Origin of the sequence: Bacillus haynesii, from assembly GCF_014042035.1 — a bacterium.
GTDB lineage: Bacteria > Bacillota > Bacilli > Bacillales > Bacillaceae > Bacillus > Bacillus haynesii.
Map to the genome: position 1 here is coordinate 116226 of NZ_CP059494.1, position 20954 is coordinate 137179.

The following is a 20954-nucleotide window of genomic DNA, read 5'->3' on the forward strand; positions in this document are numbered from 1 at the left end:
TGCGATGGACGTAGCCGTTTGCTTGTTTTAAAATGGAAAAACGACACAACCTGAATAGATTTTGGAGGGAAACACATGTCAGTAAAATGGGAAAAGCAAGAAGGAAATGAAGGCGTTTTAACGGTTGAGGTAGATGCTGATACCTTTAATAAAGCCCTTGATGATGCATTTAAAAAAGTAGTAAAGCAGGTATCCATTCCTGGATTCCGCAAAGGGAAAGTGCCGCGCGGTTTGTTTGAACAGCGTTTTGGCGTTGAGGCGCTTTATCAGGATGCGCTGGACATCCTGCTTCCTGTCGAGTATCCGAAAGCGGTAGAGGAAGCGGGCATTGAGCCTGTTGACCGTCCAGAAATCGATGTGGAAAAAATCGAAAAAGGCGAAAACCTGATCTTCACTGCGAAGGTAACGGTTAAGCCTGAAGTGAAACTTGGCGAATATAAAGGCCTTGGCATTGAAAAAGACGACACTGCCGTGACGGATGAAGACGTTCAAAACGAACTTAAGTCTCTTCAAGAGCGCCAGGCTGAACTCGTTGTAAAAGAAGACGGCAAAGTGGAAGAAGGGGACACTGTTGTTCTTGATTTCGAAGGATTCGTAGACGGCGAAGCATTCGAAGGCGGAAAAGCGGAAAACTATTCCCTTGAAGTCGGTTCAGGCTCTTTCATTCCAGGCTTTGAAGATCAGCTTGTAGGACTTGAAGCCGGTGCTGAAAAAGACGTTGAAGTGACATTCCCAGAGGAATACCACGCGGAAGAGCTTGCGGGCAAACCTGCCGTATTCAAAGTGAAAATCCACGAAATCAAAGCGAAAGAGCTTCCTGAGCTTGATGACGAGTTTGCGAAAGATGTCGATGAGGAAGTTGAAACGCTTGCCGAGCTGACTGAAAAAACGAAAAAACGTCTCGAGGAAGCAAAAGAAAACGAAGCGGATGCTAAACTTCGCGAAGAGCTTGTCGTGAAAGCAGCTGAAAACGCTGAGGCTGACATTCCTCAAGCGATGATCGACACAGAGCTTGACCGCATGATGAAAGAATTCGAACAGCGTCTGCAAATGCAGGGCATGAACCTTGAGCTTTACTTCCAATTCTCAGGACAGGATGAAAACGCGCTGAAAGAGCAAATGAAAGAGGATGCTGAAAAACGCGTGAAATCAAACCTGACACTGGAAGCGATCGCCAAAGCGGAAAACCTTCAAGTCACTGACGAAGAAGTCGAAGAAGAGCTTTCTAAAATGGCTGAAGCATACAACATGCCTGTTGAAAACATCAAACAAGCAATCGGTTCTACAGATGGAATGAAAGAGGACTTAAAAGTTCGCAAAGCAATTGATTTTCTTGTAGAAAACCGTTAATATGTTTCATAATCATACTTTATATAAAACAGGGCGCGAATGTTTCGTGCCTTGTTTTATACAATTTTGACTTATCATCTTTTCTTTGGGAAAGGATAGATAATGTCGTTTTGATCAACATACATATTGAATATGCCGAACGGCAAACACAACGTTATCGCCTTTTTGGAAAGTGTGGTAAAATGCAATACATAATGGTTTTCAAGCGATGTTTCTTTTAACGAAGAAACTGGAATGACAAGGATATAAGGGGTGAAAGAATGTTTAAATTCAACGAGGAAAAAGGACAATTGAAATGCTCGTTTTGCGGTAAAACACAAGATCAGGTACGCAAGCTTGTCGCCGGACCAGGCGTATATATATGTGACGAGTGCATCGAACTTTGCACTGAAATTGTAGAAGAGGAACTCGGCTCTGAAGAAGAAGTGGAGTTCAAAGATGTTCCGAAGCCAAAGGAAATCCGCGAGATTCTTGATGAATACGTCATCGGCCAGGACCAGGCAAAAAAATCCCTTGCCGTGGCTGTCTACAATCATTACAAGCGGATCAATTCAAACAGCAAAGTCGATGACGTCGAGCTGTCAAAAAGTAATATTTCCATGATCGGACCGACTGGAAGCGGAAAAACGCTTCTTGCTCAAACGCTTGCCCGCATCCTGAATGTGCCGTTCGCCATTGCGGATGCCACTTCGCTTACTGAAGCAGGCTATGTCGGTGAAGATGTGGAGAACATTTTGCTTAAGCTGATCCAGGCTGCTGACTACGATGTTGAAAAAGCGGAAAAAGGCATTATCTACATCGATGAAATCGATAAAGTGGCCAGAAAGTCTGAGAACCCTTCGATTACACGCGATGTATCAGGCGAAGGCGTTCAGCAGGCTTTGCTTAAAATTCTTGAAGGTACGGTTGCAAGCGTTCCTCCACAAGGCGGAAGAAAGCATCCTCATCAAGAGTTCATCCAAATTGACACAACCAACATCCTGTTCATTTGCGGAGGAGCTTTTGACGGAATCGAGCAGATCATCAAGCGCCGTCTCGGCCAGAAGGTCATAGGCTTCGGCTCTGACAACAAGCATGAAGACCTTGAAAAAGAAGCGCTTCTTTCCAAGGTGCTTCCGGAAGACTTGCTTCGCTTCGGGCTGATCCCTGAATTCATCGGCCGTCTGCCGATCATCGCAAGCCTTGAACCGCTCGATGAAAAAGCGCTGGTTGAAATTTTAACAAAACCGAAAAACGCACTTGTTAAACAATATAGAAAAATGCTTGAGCTGGATGATGTGGAGCTTGTATTTGAAGACGAAGCGCTCACAGAGATCGCTAAAAAAGCAATTGAACGTAAAACAGGAGCACGCGGACTTCGTTCCATTATCGAAGGAATCATGCTTGACGTGATGTTTGATTTGCCGTCTCGCGAAGATATTGAAAAATGCGTGATTACAGGCAAAACCGTCACTGACGGCGAACCGCCGCGTCTCATGATGAAAGACGGCACGGTCGTCAATAAAGACAAAAAAACTTCAGCATAATGCAGAGAACCTCCTGGCCAAAAGGAGGTTCTTTTTTTACATTCGGAAACCGTCGGCATACCGGAACAGATTGACGGTTTGAAAAGCAAAATTATCCCTTTCTCTACGTTTATTCCCTCCCTGATCAGGAAATACTATCTGACATACTCAGATACGAAACCATTTCAGGAGGGACCATCAGTTGAGCTGGACGAGCATTGCACTTTTTGTACAACTATTTTTCGGGATCATCATCGGATTATATTTTTGGAATTTGCTCAAAAATCAAAGAACCCAAAAGGTTACGATAGACAGAGAGTCCAAAAAAGAGATGGAACAGCTCCGGAAAATGAGATCAATCCATTTATCAGAACCGTTATCGGAAAAGGTGAGGCCGACGGCTTTTAAAGACATCGTCGGCCAGGAGGACGGCATTAAAGCGCTGAAAGCCGCCCTATGCGGACCGAATCCGCAGCATGTCATTATTTACGGCCCTCCAGGTGTGGGGAAAACGGCAGCTGCAAGGCTTGTCCTCGAAGAAGCGAAAAAGAACAAGCGCTCACCGTTCCAGGAACATTCCGTCTTTGTCGAGCTTGACGCGACAACGGCCCGCTTCGACGAGCGGGGGATCGCCGACCCGTTGATCGGTTCGGTCCACGATCCGATTTATCAGGGTGCCGGAGCGATGGGGCAGGCCGGAATTCCCCAGCCAAAGCAGGGAGCCGTCACACATGCACACGGTGGCGTATTATTCATCGACGAAATCGGAGAGCTTCATCCGATTCAAATGAATAAAATGCTGAAGGTGCTTGAAGATCGGAAGGTGTTTTTGGAAAGCGCCTATTACAGTGAAGAAAACACGCAAATCCCCAAGCACATCCACGACATTTTTCAAAATGGGCTGCCGGCGGATTTCAGATTGATCGGCGCGACGACGAGGATGCCTGACGAAATCCCGCCTGCCATTCGGTCGAGATGTCTGGAAGTGTTCTTCCGCGACCTTGAAAAGCACGAATTAAAAACAGTCGCCAAAAAAGCGGCTGATAAGATTCAGAAGCGAGTCGCAGAGGAAGGACTTGACCTGTTGACGCGGTATGCGAGAAACGGCCGCGAAGTCGTCAATATGATGCAAATCGCCGCCGGAATGGCTTTGACTGAAGAGCGTGACGAGGTGACGGTTGAAGATATCGAATGGGTGATCCATTCGAGCCAGCTGACACCGAAATACGAACAAAAAATCGCTTCTAAACCGCAGGTCGGCATCGTCAACGGACTTGCCGTCCACGGACCTAACAGCGGTTCGCTGCTCGAAATTGAAGTCACAGTCAATCAGGCTGCTGATAAAGGATCAATTAATATCACAGGCATTGCAGAAGAAGAGAATATCGGCAACCAGTCAAAATCGATCCGCCGGAAAAGCATGGCTAAAGGGTCGGTCGAAAATGTCATGACTGTATTGCGGACAATGGGAGTAAAAGCTTCGGATTATGATATTCATGTCAATTTCCCCGGCGGTATCCCTGTTGACGGACCATCTGCAGGCATTGCAATGGCAGCGGGCATATTCTCCGCCATTCATAAGATTCCGATAGACCATACAGTCGCCATGACGGGGGAAATCAGCCTGAACGGCCGGGTAAAGCCGATCGGCGGCGTGATTCCGAAAATCAAAGCGGCCAAACATGCGGGAGCAAAAACGGTTATTATTCCGCACGAAAATGTCCAGTCAATTTTAAAGCGGATAGAAGGCGTACATATCATTCCCGTCAAAACCTTGCAGGAAGTACTGGACCTCGCATTGGTCAACCCTCCTTCAGAAATGCCTGACGGCGTTCAAATGAAAAGAGAATCCGTATAAATCCCCATCGTTTCAGATGGGGATTTTTTTCGGGCCGGTTTTCTCGGAAAGCCCGGAGCTGCAGGTGCCGGCATGTTTTCTTAGCGGAGGACATCTTTTCCTTTTTCAGAACTGAAAGAAAGGGTATACTACAGGAGACCCTTTTTATTTCGCCGGGCTTACAATTGTACAGGGATAAAAAAAGTATATTATAATGGTTCATACTAAAGTTACGGAGGTGTCAGTCAAAATGGCAGATGAAACGAAACGAAACATCCCGCTCCTCCCTTTAAGAGGTTTACTCGTCTATCCGACGATGGTTTTGCACCTTGACGTCGGGCGTGAAAAGTCGGTTCAGGCGCTTGAACAGGCGATGATGAATGACCATATGATCTTTTTGGCAACGCAAAAGGACATATCCATAGACGAACCGGATGAAGACGAGATTTTTACATTCGGAACCTATACGAAAATCAAGCAGATGCTCAAGCTGCCGAACGGAACGATCCGCGTTTTGGTGGAGGGGCTGCAGCGCGCCCGCATTCTTGAGTACCACGATTTAGATGAATATACGTCTGTAAAAATCGAGCGAATCGATGAAGAGACTGAAAAAGATGTTGAAGATGAAGCACTCATGCGCACATTGCTTGACCACTTCGATCAATACATAAAGATTTCAAAAAAAATATCGGCTGAAACATTTGCCGCTGTGACAGATATTGAAGAGCCGGGAAGAATGGCCGATATCGTCGCTTCCCACCTGCCGCTTAAGCTGAAAGACAAGCAGGAAGTGCTGGAAACGATCGATGTCAAAGCCAGATTGAACAAAGTGATCGACCTGATTCACAACGAAAAAGAAGTCCTTGAGATTGAGAAGAAGATCGGGCAGCGCGTCAAGCGTTCAATGGAAAGAACGCAAAAGGAATATTACCTGCGCGAGCAGATGAAAGCCATCCAAAAAGAGCTTGGTGATAAAGAAGGAAAAACGGGTGAGGTCCAAAAGCTGACTGAAAAAATCGAGCAGGCCGGAATGCCTGACAATGTGAAAGAAACCGCGCTTAAAGAGCTGAACCGGTACGAAAAAATTCCGTCCAGCTCAGCTGAAAGCTCTGTTATCCGCAATTATATTGAATGGCTTATTTCCCTCCCATGGAACGATTCGACAGAAGACAGGCTTGATTTAAAGCTTGCCAGTCAAATCCTTGATGAAGAACACCATGGACTTGAAAAAGTGAAAGAGCGGGTTCTCGAATATTTGGCAGTCCAAAAGCTGACCCGCTCGTTAAAAGGGCCGATCTTATGCTTGGCCGGGCCTCCGGGTGTTGGAAAAACCTCGCTGGCCAAATCGATCGCCAAATCGCTCGGGCGCAAATTTGTCCGCATTTCCCTTGGCGGCGTGAGGGATGAATCTGAAATCCGCGGCCACCGCCGCACTTATGTAGGCGCTATGCCGGGCCGCATCATTCAGGGGATGAAAAAAGCAGGCAAGAACAATCCTGTGTTCCTTTTGGATGAGATTGACAAAATGGCTTCGGATTTCAGGGGAGATCCTGCTTCAGCGATGCTGGAAGTGCTCGATCCGGAACAAAACCATACGTTCAGCGACCATTATATTGAAGAGACATTTGACTTATCAAAGGTTTTGTTTATTGCAACCGCGAACAACCTGGCCACAATCCCCGGCCCGCTCAGAGACCGTATGGAGATCATCACGATCGCCGGCTATACGGAAGTGGAAAAGGTCGAAATCGTCAAAGATCATCTGCTTCCAAAACAGCTGAAAGAACACGGTCTGAAAAAATCCAATCTGCAAATACGGGAGCAGGCTGTCCTCGACGTCATTCGCTATTATACGAGGGAAGCCGGCGTCAGAAGCCTTGAGCGCCAAATTGCAGCGATATGCAGAAAAGCGGCGAAGCTGATCGTATCAGGGGAAAGAAAAAGAATAACGGTCACAGACAAAAACCTTGAAGACTATTTAGGAAAAAGAATGTTCAGATACGGACAGGCTGAGCTCGACGATCAGATCGGCGTTGTCACAGGTCTTGCCTACACGACGGTCGGCGGAGATACGCTGTCCATTGAAGTGTCTCTTTCCCCCGGGAAAGGCAAACTCATTTTGACCGGAAAACTCGGCGACGTCATGAGAGAGTCGGCGCAGGCCGCATTCAGCTATGTCCGTTCAAAGGCGGAAGAGTTAAAAATCAGCCCTGATTTTCATGAAAAACACGATATTCACATTCACGTGCCGGAAGGAGCCGTTCCGAAGGACGGCCCATCCGCGGGGATCACAATGGCGACGGCTCTTGTCTCAGCGCTGACGGGCCGACCTGTTTCACGAAATGTCGGCATGACCGGCGAAATCACGTTAAGAGGCCGCGTTCTTCCGATCGGCGGCTTGAAGGAAAAGGCGCTCGGCGCACACCGTGCCGGCTTAAAGACTGTCATTATGCCGAAAGATAATGAAAAAGACATTGAGGACATTCCAAACAGCGTGCGGGAAGGCTTGACCTTCATTCCCGTCGCTCACTTGGACGAAGTTCTAAAGCATGCGCTAGTAGGAGAAGAGAAATGAAAGTAACGAAATCAGAGATTGTCATCAGTGCGGTGAAACCCGAGCAGTACCCTGAAGGGGGACTGCCGGAAATCGCCCTTGCCGGGAGATCCAATGTTGGGAAATCGTCATTCATCAATACAATGATCAACCGTAAAAACTTAGCGAGGACATCTTCAAAACCGGGCAAAACACAGACATTAAACTTTTATATCATTAACGATGTCCTTCACTTTGTCGATGTGCCCGGCTACGGATTTGCAAAAGTCTCCAAAACGGAGCGCGAGGCCTGGGGACGTATGATAGAGACGTATTTGACATCCCGCGAAGAACTGAAAGCGGTCGTCCAAATCGTCGATCTCAGGCATGCTCCTTCACAGGATGATGTCATCATGTACGACTTTTTAAAGCATTATGAAATTCCTGTGATCGTGATTGCGACAAAAGCGGATAAAATCCCTAAAGGTAAATGGGAAAAGCATGCCAAAGTCGTTAAAGAAACGCTTAATATAGAAAAAGAAGACCAGCTCATATTGTTTTCCTCCGAAACGAAAAAGGGTAAACAAGAAGCATGGTCGGCGATCGAGCATATGATCGCGAAATAAAAGAAAAAGCACTTGCGGGATTGATGCAAGTGCTTTTCTTGAATAAACTATTTTCTTTTTAAGAATAATAAGAGCAGACTAACCGCGATAAAAGCAGCCGGCCAATAAGCTTCTACATATGCCGTCTCGATATTCACCGACTTCAGCCAGGCGGCAATCTGCCGGAAAAAGTAAAGGTAGAGGGCGACGGCGATCATCAGCAGACTCTCATATTGATATTCTTTTGTCTTAAACGATTTGACAAGAAGCGCAGCACCGAAGATCAGCACGATGACCGCAAAATCATCCGCGCGGCTGAAATAGTCCTCTTTAAATGTGAAATAAACACCGATCGCTGTCATGAAGAGCCCTGCAAAGGAATGGGCGGAATCGGCTTCTTTCTGCCCCTGATAAAAAAGAGCCAGTCCGATCAGTCCCGCAAGTACAGACCATTCTTCCTGTCCGTCAAACAGGCTGATCTGGCCCGACCGCAAAAAGGCATAGACAGCCACGGCTATCAACAGCAATGGGAGCAAAACAGATTTCTTTTTCAAAGTATCACCTTCTTGATGTAGTGAAAGAAATAGAAACACATTTTCTACTATATCACATCAATTTTTTAAAATCTGTTCACATTTTGGGAAGAGAAAATAGTGAATATATGTTATAATCGTTTTGAATAATAAATTCTATATTGTAATCATTCTAATTTAGATAGATGTTGGGGGTGCAAGCAAGAGTTATGCATATACTTGTCGTGGGATTGGATTACAAATCAGCCCCTGTTGATATACGTGAAAAGTTAACCTTTCAGCCGGATGAGCTGGGGCAGGCGATGTCGCAATTGAAAGAAGAAAAAAGCATACTTGAGAACATCATCGTGTCGACATGCAACCGGACAGAGCTGTATGCAGTCGTTGATCAGCTGCACACCGGACGTTATTATATGAAAATGTTTTTGGCGAACTGGTTCGGATTAAGCAAAGAGGACATTTCGCCTTACTTGAAGTTTTATGAAAACGACGGAGCCGTTGAACACCTGTTCCGCGTATCGTGCGGATTGGATTCGATGGTTATTGGAGAAACGCAGATTTTAGGCCAAGTGCGTACAAGTTTTAAGCTGGCTCAGGAAGAGAAGACAATTGGTACCGTTTTCAATTATTTGTTTAAGCAGGCGGTCACCGTCGCGAAACGCTGCCATGCCGAAACGGACATTGCTTCAAATGCTGTATCCGTCAGCTATGCCGCCGTCGAGCTTGCCAGGAAAATCTTCGGCGACCTTTCCGATAAACACGTGCTGATTCTCGGTGCGGGCAAAATGGGTGAGCTTGCGGTTCAAAACTTGCACGGCCACGGAATCGGACAGGTTACGGTGATCAACAGAACATTTTCAAAAGCGAAAGAGCTTGCCGGCCGTTTTTCAGGCGCAGCGAAAAGCTTGAATGAGCTGCAATGCGCTTTGATGGAAGCCGACATTCTCATCAGTTCAACCGGCGCCAGCGGCTATGTCATCACAAAAGAGATGATCGAACATGTCAATAAGCTTCGCAAAGGCTGTCCGCTTTTTATGGTGGATATTGCCGTGCCGCGGGACCTTGACCCGGCTCTCAGCGAAGTGGAAGGCGTCTTCCTGTACGATATTGACGATCTTGAAGGGATCGTCGAAGAAAATTTGAAGGAGCGTCAGGCCGTTGCTGAAGAAGTGGAGCTGATTATTGAAGCTGAGATTGTCGCTTTTAAACAATGGCTGAATACGCTCGGCGTCGTGCCGGTCATCTCTGCTCTCAGGGAAAAAGCTTTGACAATCCAGGCGGAAACGATGCAGAGCATCGAACGGAAGCTCCCTCATTTGAGCACAAGGGAGAAAAAACTTTTAAATAAGCATACGAAAAGCATTATCAACCAGCTTTTGCGCGACCCGATTTTAAAAGTGAAGGAGTTTGCGTCAGAAGCTGACGCCGAAGAAAAGCTTGCGCTGTTCACGCAGATTTTTGATATTGAAGAAGCGGCTTTTCCTGACGGGGAGAAACAAGACGAACGTCAGCCGGTTCATGCATTTAAGCGGCAAAACCAGCAGGGTTTGACTTCTATCGCGAGCGAGTGACAGACATGACAGACACATTGTTAGCAAGGCTTAACGAAGTTACAATCGTGTTGTACGCGCTCACCGTTCTCTTTTATTTTATAGACTTTTTACAGCACAACCGGAAGGCGGGCAAAACGGCCTTCTGGTTGCTTTCTATTGTCTGGATTCTCCAGACGGTATACCTTTTTTATTTCATGCAGTACACAGATCAGTTTCCTGTTTTGAATAATGCGCAGGGGCTTTATTTTTACGCGTGGGTGCTCGTCACGCTGTCTCTCGTTTTGACGAAGCTTTTGAAAGTGGAATTTCTCGTTTTTTTCACCAATCTCATCGGCTTTTCAATGGCGGCGATCCACACGTTTACTCCGACGGCCCAGCAGTCGGCGGAGCTTTCGGGCAGGCTCGTTTCCGAGCTCTTGATCATCCACATTACAATGGCGATTCTTTCGTATGGAGCATTTTCATTGTCCTTTGTCTTTTCCGTTCTGTATCTTTTTCAATACCGCTTATTGAAAAAGAAAAAGTGGGGGAAATGGCTCTTAAGAATCGAAGATTTGTCAAAACTTGATCATATGGCTTATGTCCTCAATCTCATCGGCGTTCCTATGCTTCTGCTGAGCCTGATTCTGGGGATTATCTGGTCGTATGTATCGCTTGAAACCCTGTATTGGGCCGATCCAAAAGTGCTCGGATCGATCGTGCTGCTTTTTTTATACGGATACTATTTGTTTATCAGGATTGTCAAAGAGCTGCAGGGAAGGATTGCGGCCATGTGGAATGCCGCGTCTTTTCTTGTTCTTTTAATCAATTTCTTTTTGCTCGGCAGCTTTTCGCAATTTCATTGGTTTAGTTAGTTAAAACGGTTGCCCGTGACGGATTGGGAGGAAGAAAACATGAGAAACATCATTGTAGGCTCAAGAAGAAGCAAATTGGCGATGACCCAGACAAAATGGGTGATCAAAAAGCTGGAGGAATTAAATCCGGATTTCACGTTTGAAATAAAGGAAATCGTTACAAAAGGCGACCGGATATTGGATGTTACGCTGTCAAAGGTCGGCGGGAAAGGTCTGTTCGTCAAAGAAATCGAACAGGCGATGCTTTCCGGGGAAATTGATATGGCTGTCCACAGCATGAAGGACATGCCGTCGGCGCTTCCCGAAGGGCTGATGGTCGGCTGCATTCCAAAACGGGAAGACGCCAGGGACGTTCTCATTTCAAAAGGCCGTCAAAAGCTGGCGGACCTGAAACAAGGCGCGGTTGTCGGAACGAGCAGCCTCAGAAGGAGCGCGCAGCTTTTGCAAATGCGCCCCGACCTTGAGATCAAGTGGATCAGGGGAAATATCGATACAAGGCTGAAAAAACTTGAGACCGAAGATTACGATGCGATTATTTTAGCGGCGGCCGGCCTGTCAAGAATGGGCTGGAAGGACGATGTCGTCACTGAATTTCTTGATCCGCAGAGCTGCCTTCCCGCCGTTGGGCAAGGCGCTTTGGCGATCGAGTGCAGAGGCTCGGATGAGGAGCTGCTGTCCCTCTTTTCGCGCCTGAACGACCGCTACACACAGCTGACCGTCACGGCTGAGCGCGCTTTTCTTCATGCGATGGAAGGCGGCTGCCAAGTGCCAATCGCGGGATTTGCAACGATGGACGTAGACGGCGTCATCGAACTGACCGGTCTTGTGGCATCGCCTGACGGAAAAACCGTATACAGAGAAACAATAAAAGGAAAAGATCCGGAGGCTGTCGGCAGAGAATGCGCCGCGGTCATGTCGGAAAAAGGAGCAAAGGCACTGATTGACCGGGTGAAACAGGAGCTGGAAGACAATGAAGCATGATCTTCCTTTACAGGGAAAGAAAGTGCTCGTCACCCGCAATAAAGCGCAAGCCCAATCCTTTAGGGAAAAGGTGGAGGCTTTGGGCGGAGAAGCTGTTTTAACGTCATTGATTTCGTTTCGGCCCGCCCTTCCGCCAGAACATGCCCGGCGCTTTCGGGCGGATCTTGAAAGCGCGGACTGGCTTGTTTTTACAAGCGTAAACGGGGCAAAATTCTTTTTTTCTTATTTAAAGGACGCCGGGTTCAGCGTTCCTCTCGCATCAAAGGCGAAGGTTGCTGCAGTCGGTGAAAAAACAGCACGGTATTTGCGCGACAGGGGTCTTTCTGTCGATCTGATGCCGGAGTTATACGTGGCTGAACATTTGGCGGAGGCACTCAAGAAAAATGCCGGCCGTCATGACAAAGTGGCCGTTTTAAAAGGGAATTTATCCCGGGACGTCATCAAGAAAACCCTCTCTCCCCTCGGAATTCAAGTTTCAGAATGGATTTTGTATGAAACCGTGCGTGATGAAAGCGGAATTCTGGAGCTGAAGGAAGCGGCAAAGCACTCGTCTTTTGATTTTGTGACGTTTACCAGTTCCTCGACGGTACATACATTCATGTCCATTCTGAAAGAGGAGAGCAGAACGTGGGCCGAAAAGAACCGTACGGCTTTTATTACGATCGGGCCTTTGACAAAGAAGGCGCTGTCGGACTACGGAATTCCTTCCTATATGCCGGACGTCTATACAATCGACGGAATGCTGGGCGAAATGTGCCGCATTTCAAGAAAGGGAGAATGACAAATGGAAGCATCATTTCAAAGACACCGCCGCCTGCGGACGACAGCAGGTATGCGGAAATTGGTAAGGGAAACCGAGTTAAGAGCATCTGACTTTATTTATCCGATATTTGTTACCGAGGAAAAGAACGTCAAAAGCGAAGTTCCGTCCATGCCGGGCGTTTACCAGCTGTCTTTGGACCGGCTGAAAGAGGAGATGGAGGAAGTCACAAGCCTCGGCATTCAATCTGTGATCGTCTTCGGCGTGCCTGAGCACAAAGATGATGTGGGAAGCGGAGCCTATCACGACCACGGCATCGTTCAAAAAGCGATTGCACAAATTAAACAGGACTTTCCTGAGCTTGTCGTTATCGCAGATACATGTCTATGCGAGTACACGGACCACGGTCACTGCGGCCTGGTTGAAAACGGTGAAATTTTAAATGACGAATCCCTCGTTCTTTTGGCAAAAACCGCTGTCAGCCAAGCTCGTGCAGGCGCTGACATTATTGCGCCGTCAAACATGATGGACGGTTTCGTTGCCGCCATAAGGGAGGCCCTTGATCAGGAAGGATTTACACATGTGCCGATCATGTCGTACGCTGTAAAATATGCGAGCGCGTTTTACGGCCCGTTCCGCGATGCTGCGGGAAGCAGTCCGCAGTTCGGGGACCGCAAGACGTACCAAATGGATTATGCCAACCGCAGGGAGGCTCTCCGGGAGGCAAAATCCGATGTGGAAGAAGGCGCCGATTTCCTGATCGTCAAGCCGACGCTTTCATATCTTGATATCGTCAGAGAAGTGAAAAACGAATTTAACCTGCCTGTTGTCGGATACAATGTGAGCGGGGAGTATGCAATGGTCAAAGCCGCCGCCCAAAACGGCTGGATTGAAGAAAAAGCTCTTGTTCTCGAAATGCTGACAAGCATGAAGCGGGCGGGTGCCGATTTGATCATTACGTACTTTGCAAAAGACGCGGCAAAATGGATTTCGGAATAAGAATTTGAACTGGGGGGTTTTAGAGGATGCGGAGCTATGAGAAGTCTAAAGCGGCATTCGAAGAGGCGCAACGAGTCATGCCGGGCGGGGTGAACAGCCCGGTCAGAGCCTTTAAATCAGTGAACATGGACCCGATTTTTATGGAGCGGGGAAAAGGATCAAAGATCTATGATATTGACGGAAACGAGTACATCGATTATGTCTTGTCATGGGGACCGCTTATTTTAGGACACAGCAATGAAAAAGTGGTGAAAGAGATTCAAAAAACGGCAGAATACGGGACAAGCTTCGGTGCGCCGACAGAACTGGAAACCGAGCTTGCCGAGCTTGTCATCGACCGCGTTCCTTCCATGGAAATCGTCCGGATGGTGAGCTCCGGCACGGAGGCGACGATGAGCGCCCTGCGGCTGGCGCGCGGATACACAGGCCGAAACAAAATCGTGAAATTTGAAGGCTGCTACCATGGACACGGTGATTCCCTGCTGATTAAAGCGGGCTCGGGAGTAGCGACGCTCGGCCTCCCTGACAGCCCCGGAGTTCCGGAAAGCATTGCAAAAAACACGATTACCGTTCCTTACAATGATCTGGAAAGCATGAAGTTTGTCTTTCAAGAATTCGGAGACGACATTGCCGGCGTCATCGTTGAACCTGTTGCGGGCAATATGGGTGTCGTACCGCCGGTTAAAGGGTTCCTCGAAGGGCTTCGTGAGCTGACTGAGACGCATGGCGCTCTGCTGATTTTTGATGAAGTAATGACAGGGTTCAGGGTGGATTACAACTGTGCGCAAGGCTATTTCGGAGTGACACCTGATTTGACGTGCCTCGGAAAAGTGATCGGCGGCGGTCTTCCTGTCGGCGCTTATGGAGGAAAGGCGGAAATCATGGAGAAAATCGCGCCGAGCGGTCCGATCTATCAGGCCGGCACGCTGTCCGGAAACCCGCTTGCCATGACAGCCGGACTCGAAACATTGAAACAGCTGACTCCTGAATCGTACCGGGAGTTCTCCCGCAAAGCAGACCGCTTGGAAAAAGGGATTTCTGAAGCTGCAGAGAAAAATGGCATTCCGTGTACATTTAACCGAGCGGGGTCTATGATCGGCTTTTTCTTCACAAATGAACCGGTCATTAATTATGATACAGCGAAACAGTCTGACCTCGGACTGTTTGCCGAATATTATAAAGGAATGGCCGATGAAGGCGTGTTCCTGCCGCCTTCACAGTTTGAAGGGCTGTTCTTGTCAACCGCTCATACGGATGACGACATTGAGCATACGATTAAAGCTGCTGAACGCGTATTCGAAAGAATCAGCCGCTCCAGATAAAGAAAAGGGCTGCCGGACATTGCCGGCGGCTCTTTTTTGCATGGTGCCGGAAATGGCTGCTGATTTTTCTGTTCATATTCTGCCTGCTTTTCTCATACATCTTTACTGACATCTAATTTTAAAAATTAGGTGAAGGGAGGATATCAGTTTGCCGCAAAACAATCGTTTGCAATTTTCTGTAGAAGAGTCAATCTGTTTTCAAAAAGGACAGGAAGTATCCGAATTATTATCGATTTCATTGGATCCTGACATTACCGTTCAGGAAGTAAATGATTATGTATCCATACGAGGGTCATTAGAGCTGACAGGCGAATACAACATAGATCAAACCCGGGAGTATGCAGAGCTGCCTGCGACAAGCCGATTTGTGGAAGATGTAAAGCTGAAAGGGGACGGCAGCGCAGAGCTGACGCATTGTTTCCCAGTGGATATTACCATCCCGAAAGACAAGGTCAATCATTTAAACGACGTATTTGTTTTTATTGATGCTTTCGATTATCAGCTGACAGATGCGAGGATGCTGACGATTCAAGCTGATTTGGCGATTGAAGGCCTCTTGAATGTGAGCGGTGAAGCGGGTAAAGAAGAACCGCGTACTATGCCTGCGGCCGTCCAGCCGGAAGAGGAGTTCGAGCCTGCCTTCAGATCAGAACAGGATGAAGAGAAGGAATTTTTAATCCAGCTTGACAGAGCTTATGAAGAGCAGGACGAAGAACAGCCGTATGAAGAGGCAGAAGAAAATGATACCGATGAGGAAACGGTACCGATTTACCAGTCGTTTCTCGGAGACGACACAGAGGAAGCGAAGCCGTTTTTTACAGCGTCTTTGTCGGCGGCAGAACGTACGAAACGCGAAACGGAAAGTCAAAAAGAAGCCGCTCTTGAACAGCCGAAAGAAGAAGAATATGAGCTGAAAAGAGAAGAAGCGAGAGAAGAAGAATATGAGCTGAAAAGGGAAGAAGCGAAAGAAGAAGAATATGAGCTGAAAAGGGAAGAAGCGAAAGAAGAAGAATATGAGCTGAAAAGAGAAAAAGCGAAAGAAGAAGAATATGAGCTGAAAAGAGAAGAAGCGAAAGAAGAAGAATATGAGCTGAAAAGAGAAGAAGCGAAAGAAGAGGAATATGAGCTGAAAAGAGAAGAAGCGAAAGAAGAAGAATATGAGCTGAAAAGGGAAGCGGAAGAAGAGCCGGAGCCGCTCCAAAGGACTTATCAACCTCATGAGAAACCGAAAGAAACCCCGTTCTACGGTGTTCCGCCTCTTCTGGAGGAAGATCAGAATGACAGGGAGCCTGAGGCGTTTGAGGTTGAAGTGACACAGGAAAAAGAAGCGATTGATGAAGAAGAGGAAGCCGGGCATACGATTGAAATCCCGGAATATTCGTTTCATGAGCAGACGGAGCCCGAAGAAGAAAGAGATGAAATGCCGGCAGCGGATGAACAGGAAGTGTCAGCGAAGGAGAACGACAATGCTCTCTATTTGACAAAGCTGTTTACAAAGCAGGGAGAGGAGGAGTTTACTCGAATGAGGATGTGCATCGTTCAGCAAAATGATACCATTGATCTTCTGTGCGAGCGCTATGATATTAACGTCCAGCAGCTCATCCGGATGAATTCCCTTTCCCTTGACGAGGAATTAAAAGAGGGACAGATCCTTTATATACCGGATTATCAAAACAGCCATGCCTAATGTATTGATAAAAATGTGGTGAAGCCGATGGAAGGCATCCAGTCTGTTTTAAATGAATACGGTCTTACGCCTGAATATATGGAATCGGTCAGTCCAAAGGTATGGAAAGTGTACACGGATCACGGTGTATTCGCCCTGAAAAAATTGGCGGCTTCAAGAAATGTCCGCTTCACGGAACAGATGATCATGCTGGAGGAAAAAGGCTACAGGCAGTTCGTTCCCGTCTATCGAAACCGCACGGGTGGATTTTTAACGCAAGCCGGAGAAGACGTCTGCTATCTCATGCCCTGGCTTACTCTTGAAAGAGAGGAGGAGCGGGATCAAAAACACGAATATATGTTTAAAGAAATCGCTCTTCTTCACCAGCGGACGGAAAAAGACCTCGGTGTGAAGCGGGAAGAGATACTCGGGCACTATGAACGGACAAAACGGAAATGGGAACAACAAAAACAGAAATATGAAGAATTCGTCAGCAGAGCGGAAAACGAATGGTATATGTCTCCGTTCCAGCTTCAGGCAGCCATGTATTTCAAAGAGACGATATCTGCTGCCGACTTTGCGCTCGCCCGCCTTGAAGATTGGCATGAAACCATGAAAGACAAAGAGTCTTCAAGAATGGTGTTAAACCACGGGCAGCTGTCCGTCCGGCATTTTCTCTATAACGATACCGGAACGGGTTACTTTACGAACTTTGAGAAAGCGGGACACGCGCCGCCTGCGAATGATCTCATCGTATTTTTTACAAGAATGTTTAAGACGAATCCCGTCATGTGCACGGAATGTGTAAACTGGTTTTATACGTATCACAATGTCTATCCTTTGCGGGAGGAAGAAATCAACTTATTCCTCAGCTATATGGCTTACCCCGGGCCTGTATTCGGCGTGCTGAACCGCTACGATCGGGAGAAGAGGCTCGGGGAAAAAGAAGCCTGTACAAGGCTTTTGAAAGCGTACTGGCAAATGAAAAACGCTGAACCGCTTGTGATGAGCATTCACGAGACGGAAGAAAACAGAAAACTGCAGGAAGAAACAGAGTCCCCATCATCATGATGCGGACTTTTTTCGTGCTTATATCCAGTCAAGGTGAAAGGCGCACGCAAGGAATATGAGAATGCCCAAAAGGAGGACATCAAATGTGGTAGGAAAGATGATCGTGCGGATACCCTGGAAGATCGTGATCGGGAGGACGACTTGAACAGCAACAAGTCTGACTTGCTTCAGCCACGGCTGGAATGAATGTGTGTTGAATTTTTTTCGCATCTTATGCCTCCTCTCCTTTTCGTTACAGCATCATATGAGGAAAAGGAGCTTGTGTGCATGGCCCAGTCTCGTATAAAACAAGAGAAAAACGGAAAAGATGATTGACGAAAATGAAAAAGATTTAGTAATATAAGAAAAAGAAAAAGTACGTGCTGAAAAGTCAATGATCACCCGCTTTGAATGGGAAGAGTACAAAAACAGACGCTTGCAGAGAGGGAAGCCGGTTCGCTGAAAGGCTCCCAGTCAGTCTTTTTTGGAAGGTCGCCCAGGAGCGTAATTTCTCGAAAGAAAAGTAGAGAAATTCGGGAAAGTCCCGTTATCCCATTTAAGTGCGTGAATGCGTTTTTCGCATTCATGAAAAAAGGTGGTACCGCGAGAGAGTTCTCTTCGTCCTTTTAACAGGATCAAGAGGGCTTTTTTTATTGTTCAGCCGTTTAATACTGTTGGAGGTTTGAAAATGGATAATCAAGAACTGACGATGCCGACAAAATACGATCCGTCTGCAGTTGAAAAAGACAGATACGACTATTGGGTGAACGGCAAATTTTTCGAAGCGAAAAACGATCCTGAAAAAGAACCGTATACCGTTGTCATTCCCCCGCCGAATGTGACGGGTAAGCTGCATTTGGGGCATGCTTGGGATTCCACCTTGCAGGATATCGTGACAAGAATGAAACGGATGCAGGGCTATGACGTGCTCTGGCTGCCGGGTATGGATCACGCCGGTATTGCAACTCAGGCAAAAGTAGAAGCGAAGCTTCGTGAAGAAGGAAAAACACGCTATGATCTCGGACGCGAAAAATTCCTCGAAGAAACATGGAAATGGAAAGAGGAATATGCCGATTTTATTCGAAGCCAATGGGCAAAACTCGGCCTCGGCCTCGACTATTCAAGGGAGCGGTTCACCCTTGATGAAGGGCTTTCTAAAGCGGTGCGCGAAGTATTTGTAAAGCTTTATGAAAAAGGGCTGATTTACCGCGGAGAATATATCATTAACTGGGATCCGGCCACTAAAACGGCTCTGTCTGACATCGAAGTCATCTATAAAGACGTACAAGGTGCGTTTTATCATATGCGCTATCCGCTGAAAGACGGTTCAGGCTCGATTGAAATTGCGACGACCCGTCCGGAAACGATGCTCGGCGATACAGCGGTTGCGGTACATCCGGAAGACGAGCGGTACAAACACCTAATCGGAAAAACGGTCATTCTGCCGATCACGGGAAGAGAAATTCCGATTGTCGGAGACGACTACGTCGATATGGAATTCGGTTCAGGCGCCGTTAAAATTACGCCTGCCCATGATCCGAACGACTTTGAAATCGGAAACCGCCACAACCTTGAACGCATTCTTGTCATGAATGAAGACGGCACGATGAATGACAATGCGCTTCAATATAAAGGCATGGACCGTTTTGAATGCCGCAAGCAGATCGTGAAAGATCTTCAGGAAGAGGGCGTGCTGTTCAAGATTGAAGAACATACGCATTCGGTCGGCCACAGCGAACGCAGCGGAGCAGTCGTTGAGCCGTACTTGTCAACGCAGTGGTTCGTGCAAATGCAGCCACTTGCCGATGCCGCCATCGAATTGCAAAAAAGCGAAGGAAAAGTCAACTTCGTCCCTGACCGTTTTGAAAAAACGTATCTGCACTGGATGGAAAATATCCGCGACTGGTGCATTTCCCGCCAGCTCTGGTGGGGCCACCGGATTCCGGCGTGGTACCATAAAGAAACGGGTGAAATCTATGTCGGCGTTGAAGCGCCGGAAGATGCTGAAAACTGGGAGCAGGACAAAGACGTTCTTGATACATGGTTCAGTTCCGCTCTTTGGCCGTTTTCAACGATGGGCTGGCCTGATATCGATGAGGAAGATTTCAAGCGCTACTATCCGACGAACGTCCTTGTCACAGGATACGATATTATTTTCTTCTGGGTATCCAGAATGATCTTCCAAGGTATTGAATTTACCGGAGAACGTCCGTTTAAAGATGTCTTGATTCACGGACTCATCCGCGACGATCAGGGCCGCAAAATGAGCAAATCGCTCGGAAACGGCGTCGATCCGATGGATGTGATCGACAAGTATGGAGCGGATTCACTGCGCTACTTCCTTGCGACAGGAAGCTCTCCGGGGCAGGATTTACGCTTCAGCTTTGAAAAAGTGGAGTCGACATGGAATTTTGCGAACAAGATTTGGAACGCATCAAGATTCGCCCTGATGAACATGGACGGCATGACATATGAAGAGCTTGATCTGTCAGGTGAAAAATCTGTTGCCGATAAGTGGATTTTAACAAGGTTGAATGAAACGATTGAAACCGTGACACAGCTGGCTGACAAGTACGAATTCGGCGAGGTTGGCCGCCATCTCTACAATTTTATCTGGGATGATTTCTGTGACTGGTACATCGAAATGGCGAAACTTCCGCTTTACGGTGAAGATGAAGCGGCGAAGAAGACAACCCGCTCCATTTTAGCGTATGTGCTGGATCAAACGATGCGCCTTCTGCATCCGTTTATGCCTTTCCTGACGGAGGAGATTTGGCAGCACCTTCCTCACGAAGGGGAATCCATTACAGTCGCCAAGTGGCCTGAAGCCGTCAAAGAATATACGGACACCGAGGCCGCGGCGGATATGAAGCTTCTCGTTGAAGTCATCCGCGCCGTGCGGAACATCCGCAGCGAAGTCAACACGCCGCTCAGCAAGCAGATTGAGCTTTATATTAAAACAAGCACGCCGGAAATCGCCGAACGGCTTGAAGAAAACCGTTCGTACGTGGAACGCTTTACGAATCCGAGCCTTCTTCAAATCGGAACGGATATCCAAGCGGTTGATAAAGCGATGACCGCTGTTGTATCCGGCGCCGAGCTGATCTTGCCGCTCGAAGGTCTGATTAACATTGAGGAAGAAATCAGCCGCCTTCAAAAAGAACTCGATAAGCTGACGAAGGAAGTAGAACGGGTTCAGAAGAAATTAAGCAATGAAGGATTTATGAAAAAAGCACCTGCACATGTCATTGAAGAAGAGCGGGCGAAAGAAGCCGATTATACGGCAAAACGTGAAGCTGTAGAAAAAAGAATTGCCGAATTGAAAAACTAATAACACGAAAAAAGGAGGTGTTTTCCAGGTCGTTCACAGTCGCTGGAAAACACCTTCATCAATTGAAGGGAAGGA

The 20954-nt window shown here is 47.3% G+C and carries 16 protein-coding genes and 1 other annotated feature; of the genes, 14 read left to right on the plus strand and 2 right to left on the minus strand.

All coding sequences use genetic code 11. The features are described from left to right. Nucleotides 1-75: 75 nt before the first annotated feature. From tig to yihA, 5 genes are all read left to right on the plus strand, one after another. Complete coding sequence (gene tig, locus H2R00_RS00550; RefSeq protein ID WP_154995873.1) at nt 76-1350, plus strand: trigger factor; 1275 nt, start codon at nt 76-78, stop codon at nt 1348-1350. Between the two features lie 260 nt (nt 1351-1610). Beyond that, nucleotides 1611-2876 (plus strand): ATP-dependent protease ATP-binding subunit ClpX, encoded by a 1266-nt coding sequence (gene clpX, locus H2R00_RS00555; RefSeq protein ID WP_154995871.1) that lies wholly within the window; start codon nt 1611-1613, stop codon nt 2874-2876. 181 nt (nt 2877-3057) lie between these two features. Further along, nucleotides 3058-4713, plus strand: coding sequence for an ATP-dependent protease LonB (lonB, locus tag H2R00_RS00560; protein ID WP_043926307.1), 1656 nt, complete (start codon nt 3058-3060; stop codon nt 4711-4713). Nucleotides 4714-4942: 229 nt separating this feature from the next. Continuing rightward, a complete protein-coding gene (lon, locus tag H2R00_RS00565; protein ID WP_154995869.1) occupies nt 4943-7267 on the plus strand; it encodes an endopeptidase La in 2325 nt (774 codons plus the stop codon). Continuing rightward, nucleotides 7264-7851, plus strand: a complete 588-nt coding sequence (gene yihA, locus H2R00_RS00570) for a ribosome biogenesis GTP-binding protein YihA/YsxC (RefSeq protein WP_182070276.1) — start codon at nt 7264-7266, stop codon at nt 7849-7851. Before lon ends, yihA begins: the two co-directional genes overlap by 4 nt. Nucleotides 7852-7898: 47 nt before the next feature. Here the strand turns inward: yihA and H2R00_RS00575 are convergent, their stop codons facing one another. Further along, on the minus strand, nt 7899-8384 hold the full coding sequence (locus tag H2R00_RS00575) for a hypothetical protein (protein WP_154995867.1): 486 nt from the start codon (nt 8382-8384) through the stop codon (nt 7899-7901). Nucleotides 8385-8572: 188 nt separating this feature from the next. On the opposite strand from H2R00_RS00575, the gene hemA reads away from it, so the two are divergent. The 8 genes from hemA (at nt 8573) to ysxE (ending at nt 17569) form a co-directional block, all read left to right on the plus strand. Then, nucleotides 8573-9934 carry a glutamyl-tRNA reductase gene (gene hemA, locus H2R00_RS00580; protein ID WP_182070277.1) on the plus strand — a complete coding sequence of 454 codons (1362 nt, stop codon included), beginning with the start codon at nt 8573-8575 and terminating at the stop codon, nt 9932-9934. Nucleotides 9935-9939: 5 nt separating this feature from the next. Then, on the plus strand, nt 9940-10770 hold the full coding sequence (locus tag H2R00_RS00585; RefSeq protein ID WP_154995865.1) for a cytochrome c biogenesis protein: 831 nt from the start codon (nt 9940-9942) through the stop codon (nt 10768-10770). A gap of 39 nt (nt 10771-10809) precedes the next feature. Further along, complete coding sequence (gene hemC, locus H2R00_RS00590; RefSeq protein ID WP_154995864.1) at nt 10810-11751, plus strand: hydroxymethylbilane synthase; 942 nt, start codon at nt 10810-10812, stop codon at nt 11749-11751. Beyond that, entirely contained in the window at nt 11741-12532 is a 792-nt protein-coding gene (locus H2R00_RS00595) for a uroporphyrinogen-III synthase (protein WP_154995863.1), read from the plus strand. The genes hemC and H2R00_RS00595 overlap by 11 nt, the downstream gene beginning before the upstream one ends. A 3-nt stretch (nt 12533-12535) precedes the next feature. Further along, a complete protein-coding gene (hemB, locus tag H2R00_RS00600) occupies nt 12536-13510 on the plus strand; it encodes a porphobilinogen synthase (protein ID WP_154995862.1) in 975 nt (324 codons plus the stop codon). 26 nt (nt 13511-13536) lie between these two features. After that, entirely contained in the window at nt 13537-14832 is a 1296-nt protein-coding gene (gene hemL, locus H2R00_RS00605) for a glutamate-1-semialdehyde 2,1-aminomutase (protein ID WP_154995861.1), read from the plus strand. Between the two features lie 148 nt (nt 14833-14980). After that, entirely contained in the window at nt 14981-16519 is a 1539-nt protein-coding gene (locus tag H2R00_RS00610; protein WP_182070278.1) for a LysM peptidoglycan-binding domain-containing protein, read from the plus strand. Between the two features lie 27 nt (nt 16520-16546). Continuing rightward, nucleotides 16547-17569 (plus strand): spore coat protein YsxE, encoded by a 1023-nt coding sequence (ysxE, locus tag H2R00_RS00615; RefSeq protein WP_154995859.1) that lies wholly within the window; start codon nt 16547-16549, stop codon nt 17567-17569. A gap of 18 nt (nt 17570-17587) precedes the next feature. Here the strand turns inward: ysxE and H2R00_RS00620 are convergent, their stop codons facing one another. Further along, entirely contained in the window at nt 17588-17779 is a 192-nt protein-coding gene (locus H2R00_RS00620) for a YszA family small membrane protein (RefSeq protein WP_020452457.1), read from the minus strand. A gap of 167 nt (nt 17780-17946) precedes the next feature. Then, nucleotides 17947-18177, plus strand: a binding site (T-box leader). A 59-nt stretch (nt 18178-18236) separates the two neighbouring features. Between H2R00_RS00620 and H2R00_RS00625 the strand changes: the two genes are divergently transcribed. Further along, nucleotides 18237-20879 carry a valine--tRNA ligase gene (locus tag H2R00_RS00625; protein WP_154995858.1) on the plus strand — a complete coding sequence of 881 codons (2643 nt, stop codon included), beginning with the start codon at nt 18237-18239 and terminating at the stop codon, nt 20877-20879. Nucleotides 20880-20954: the final 75 nt, after the last annotated feature.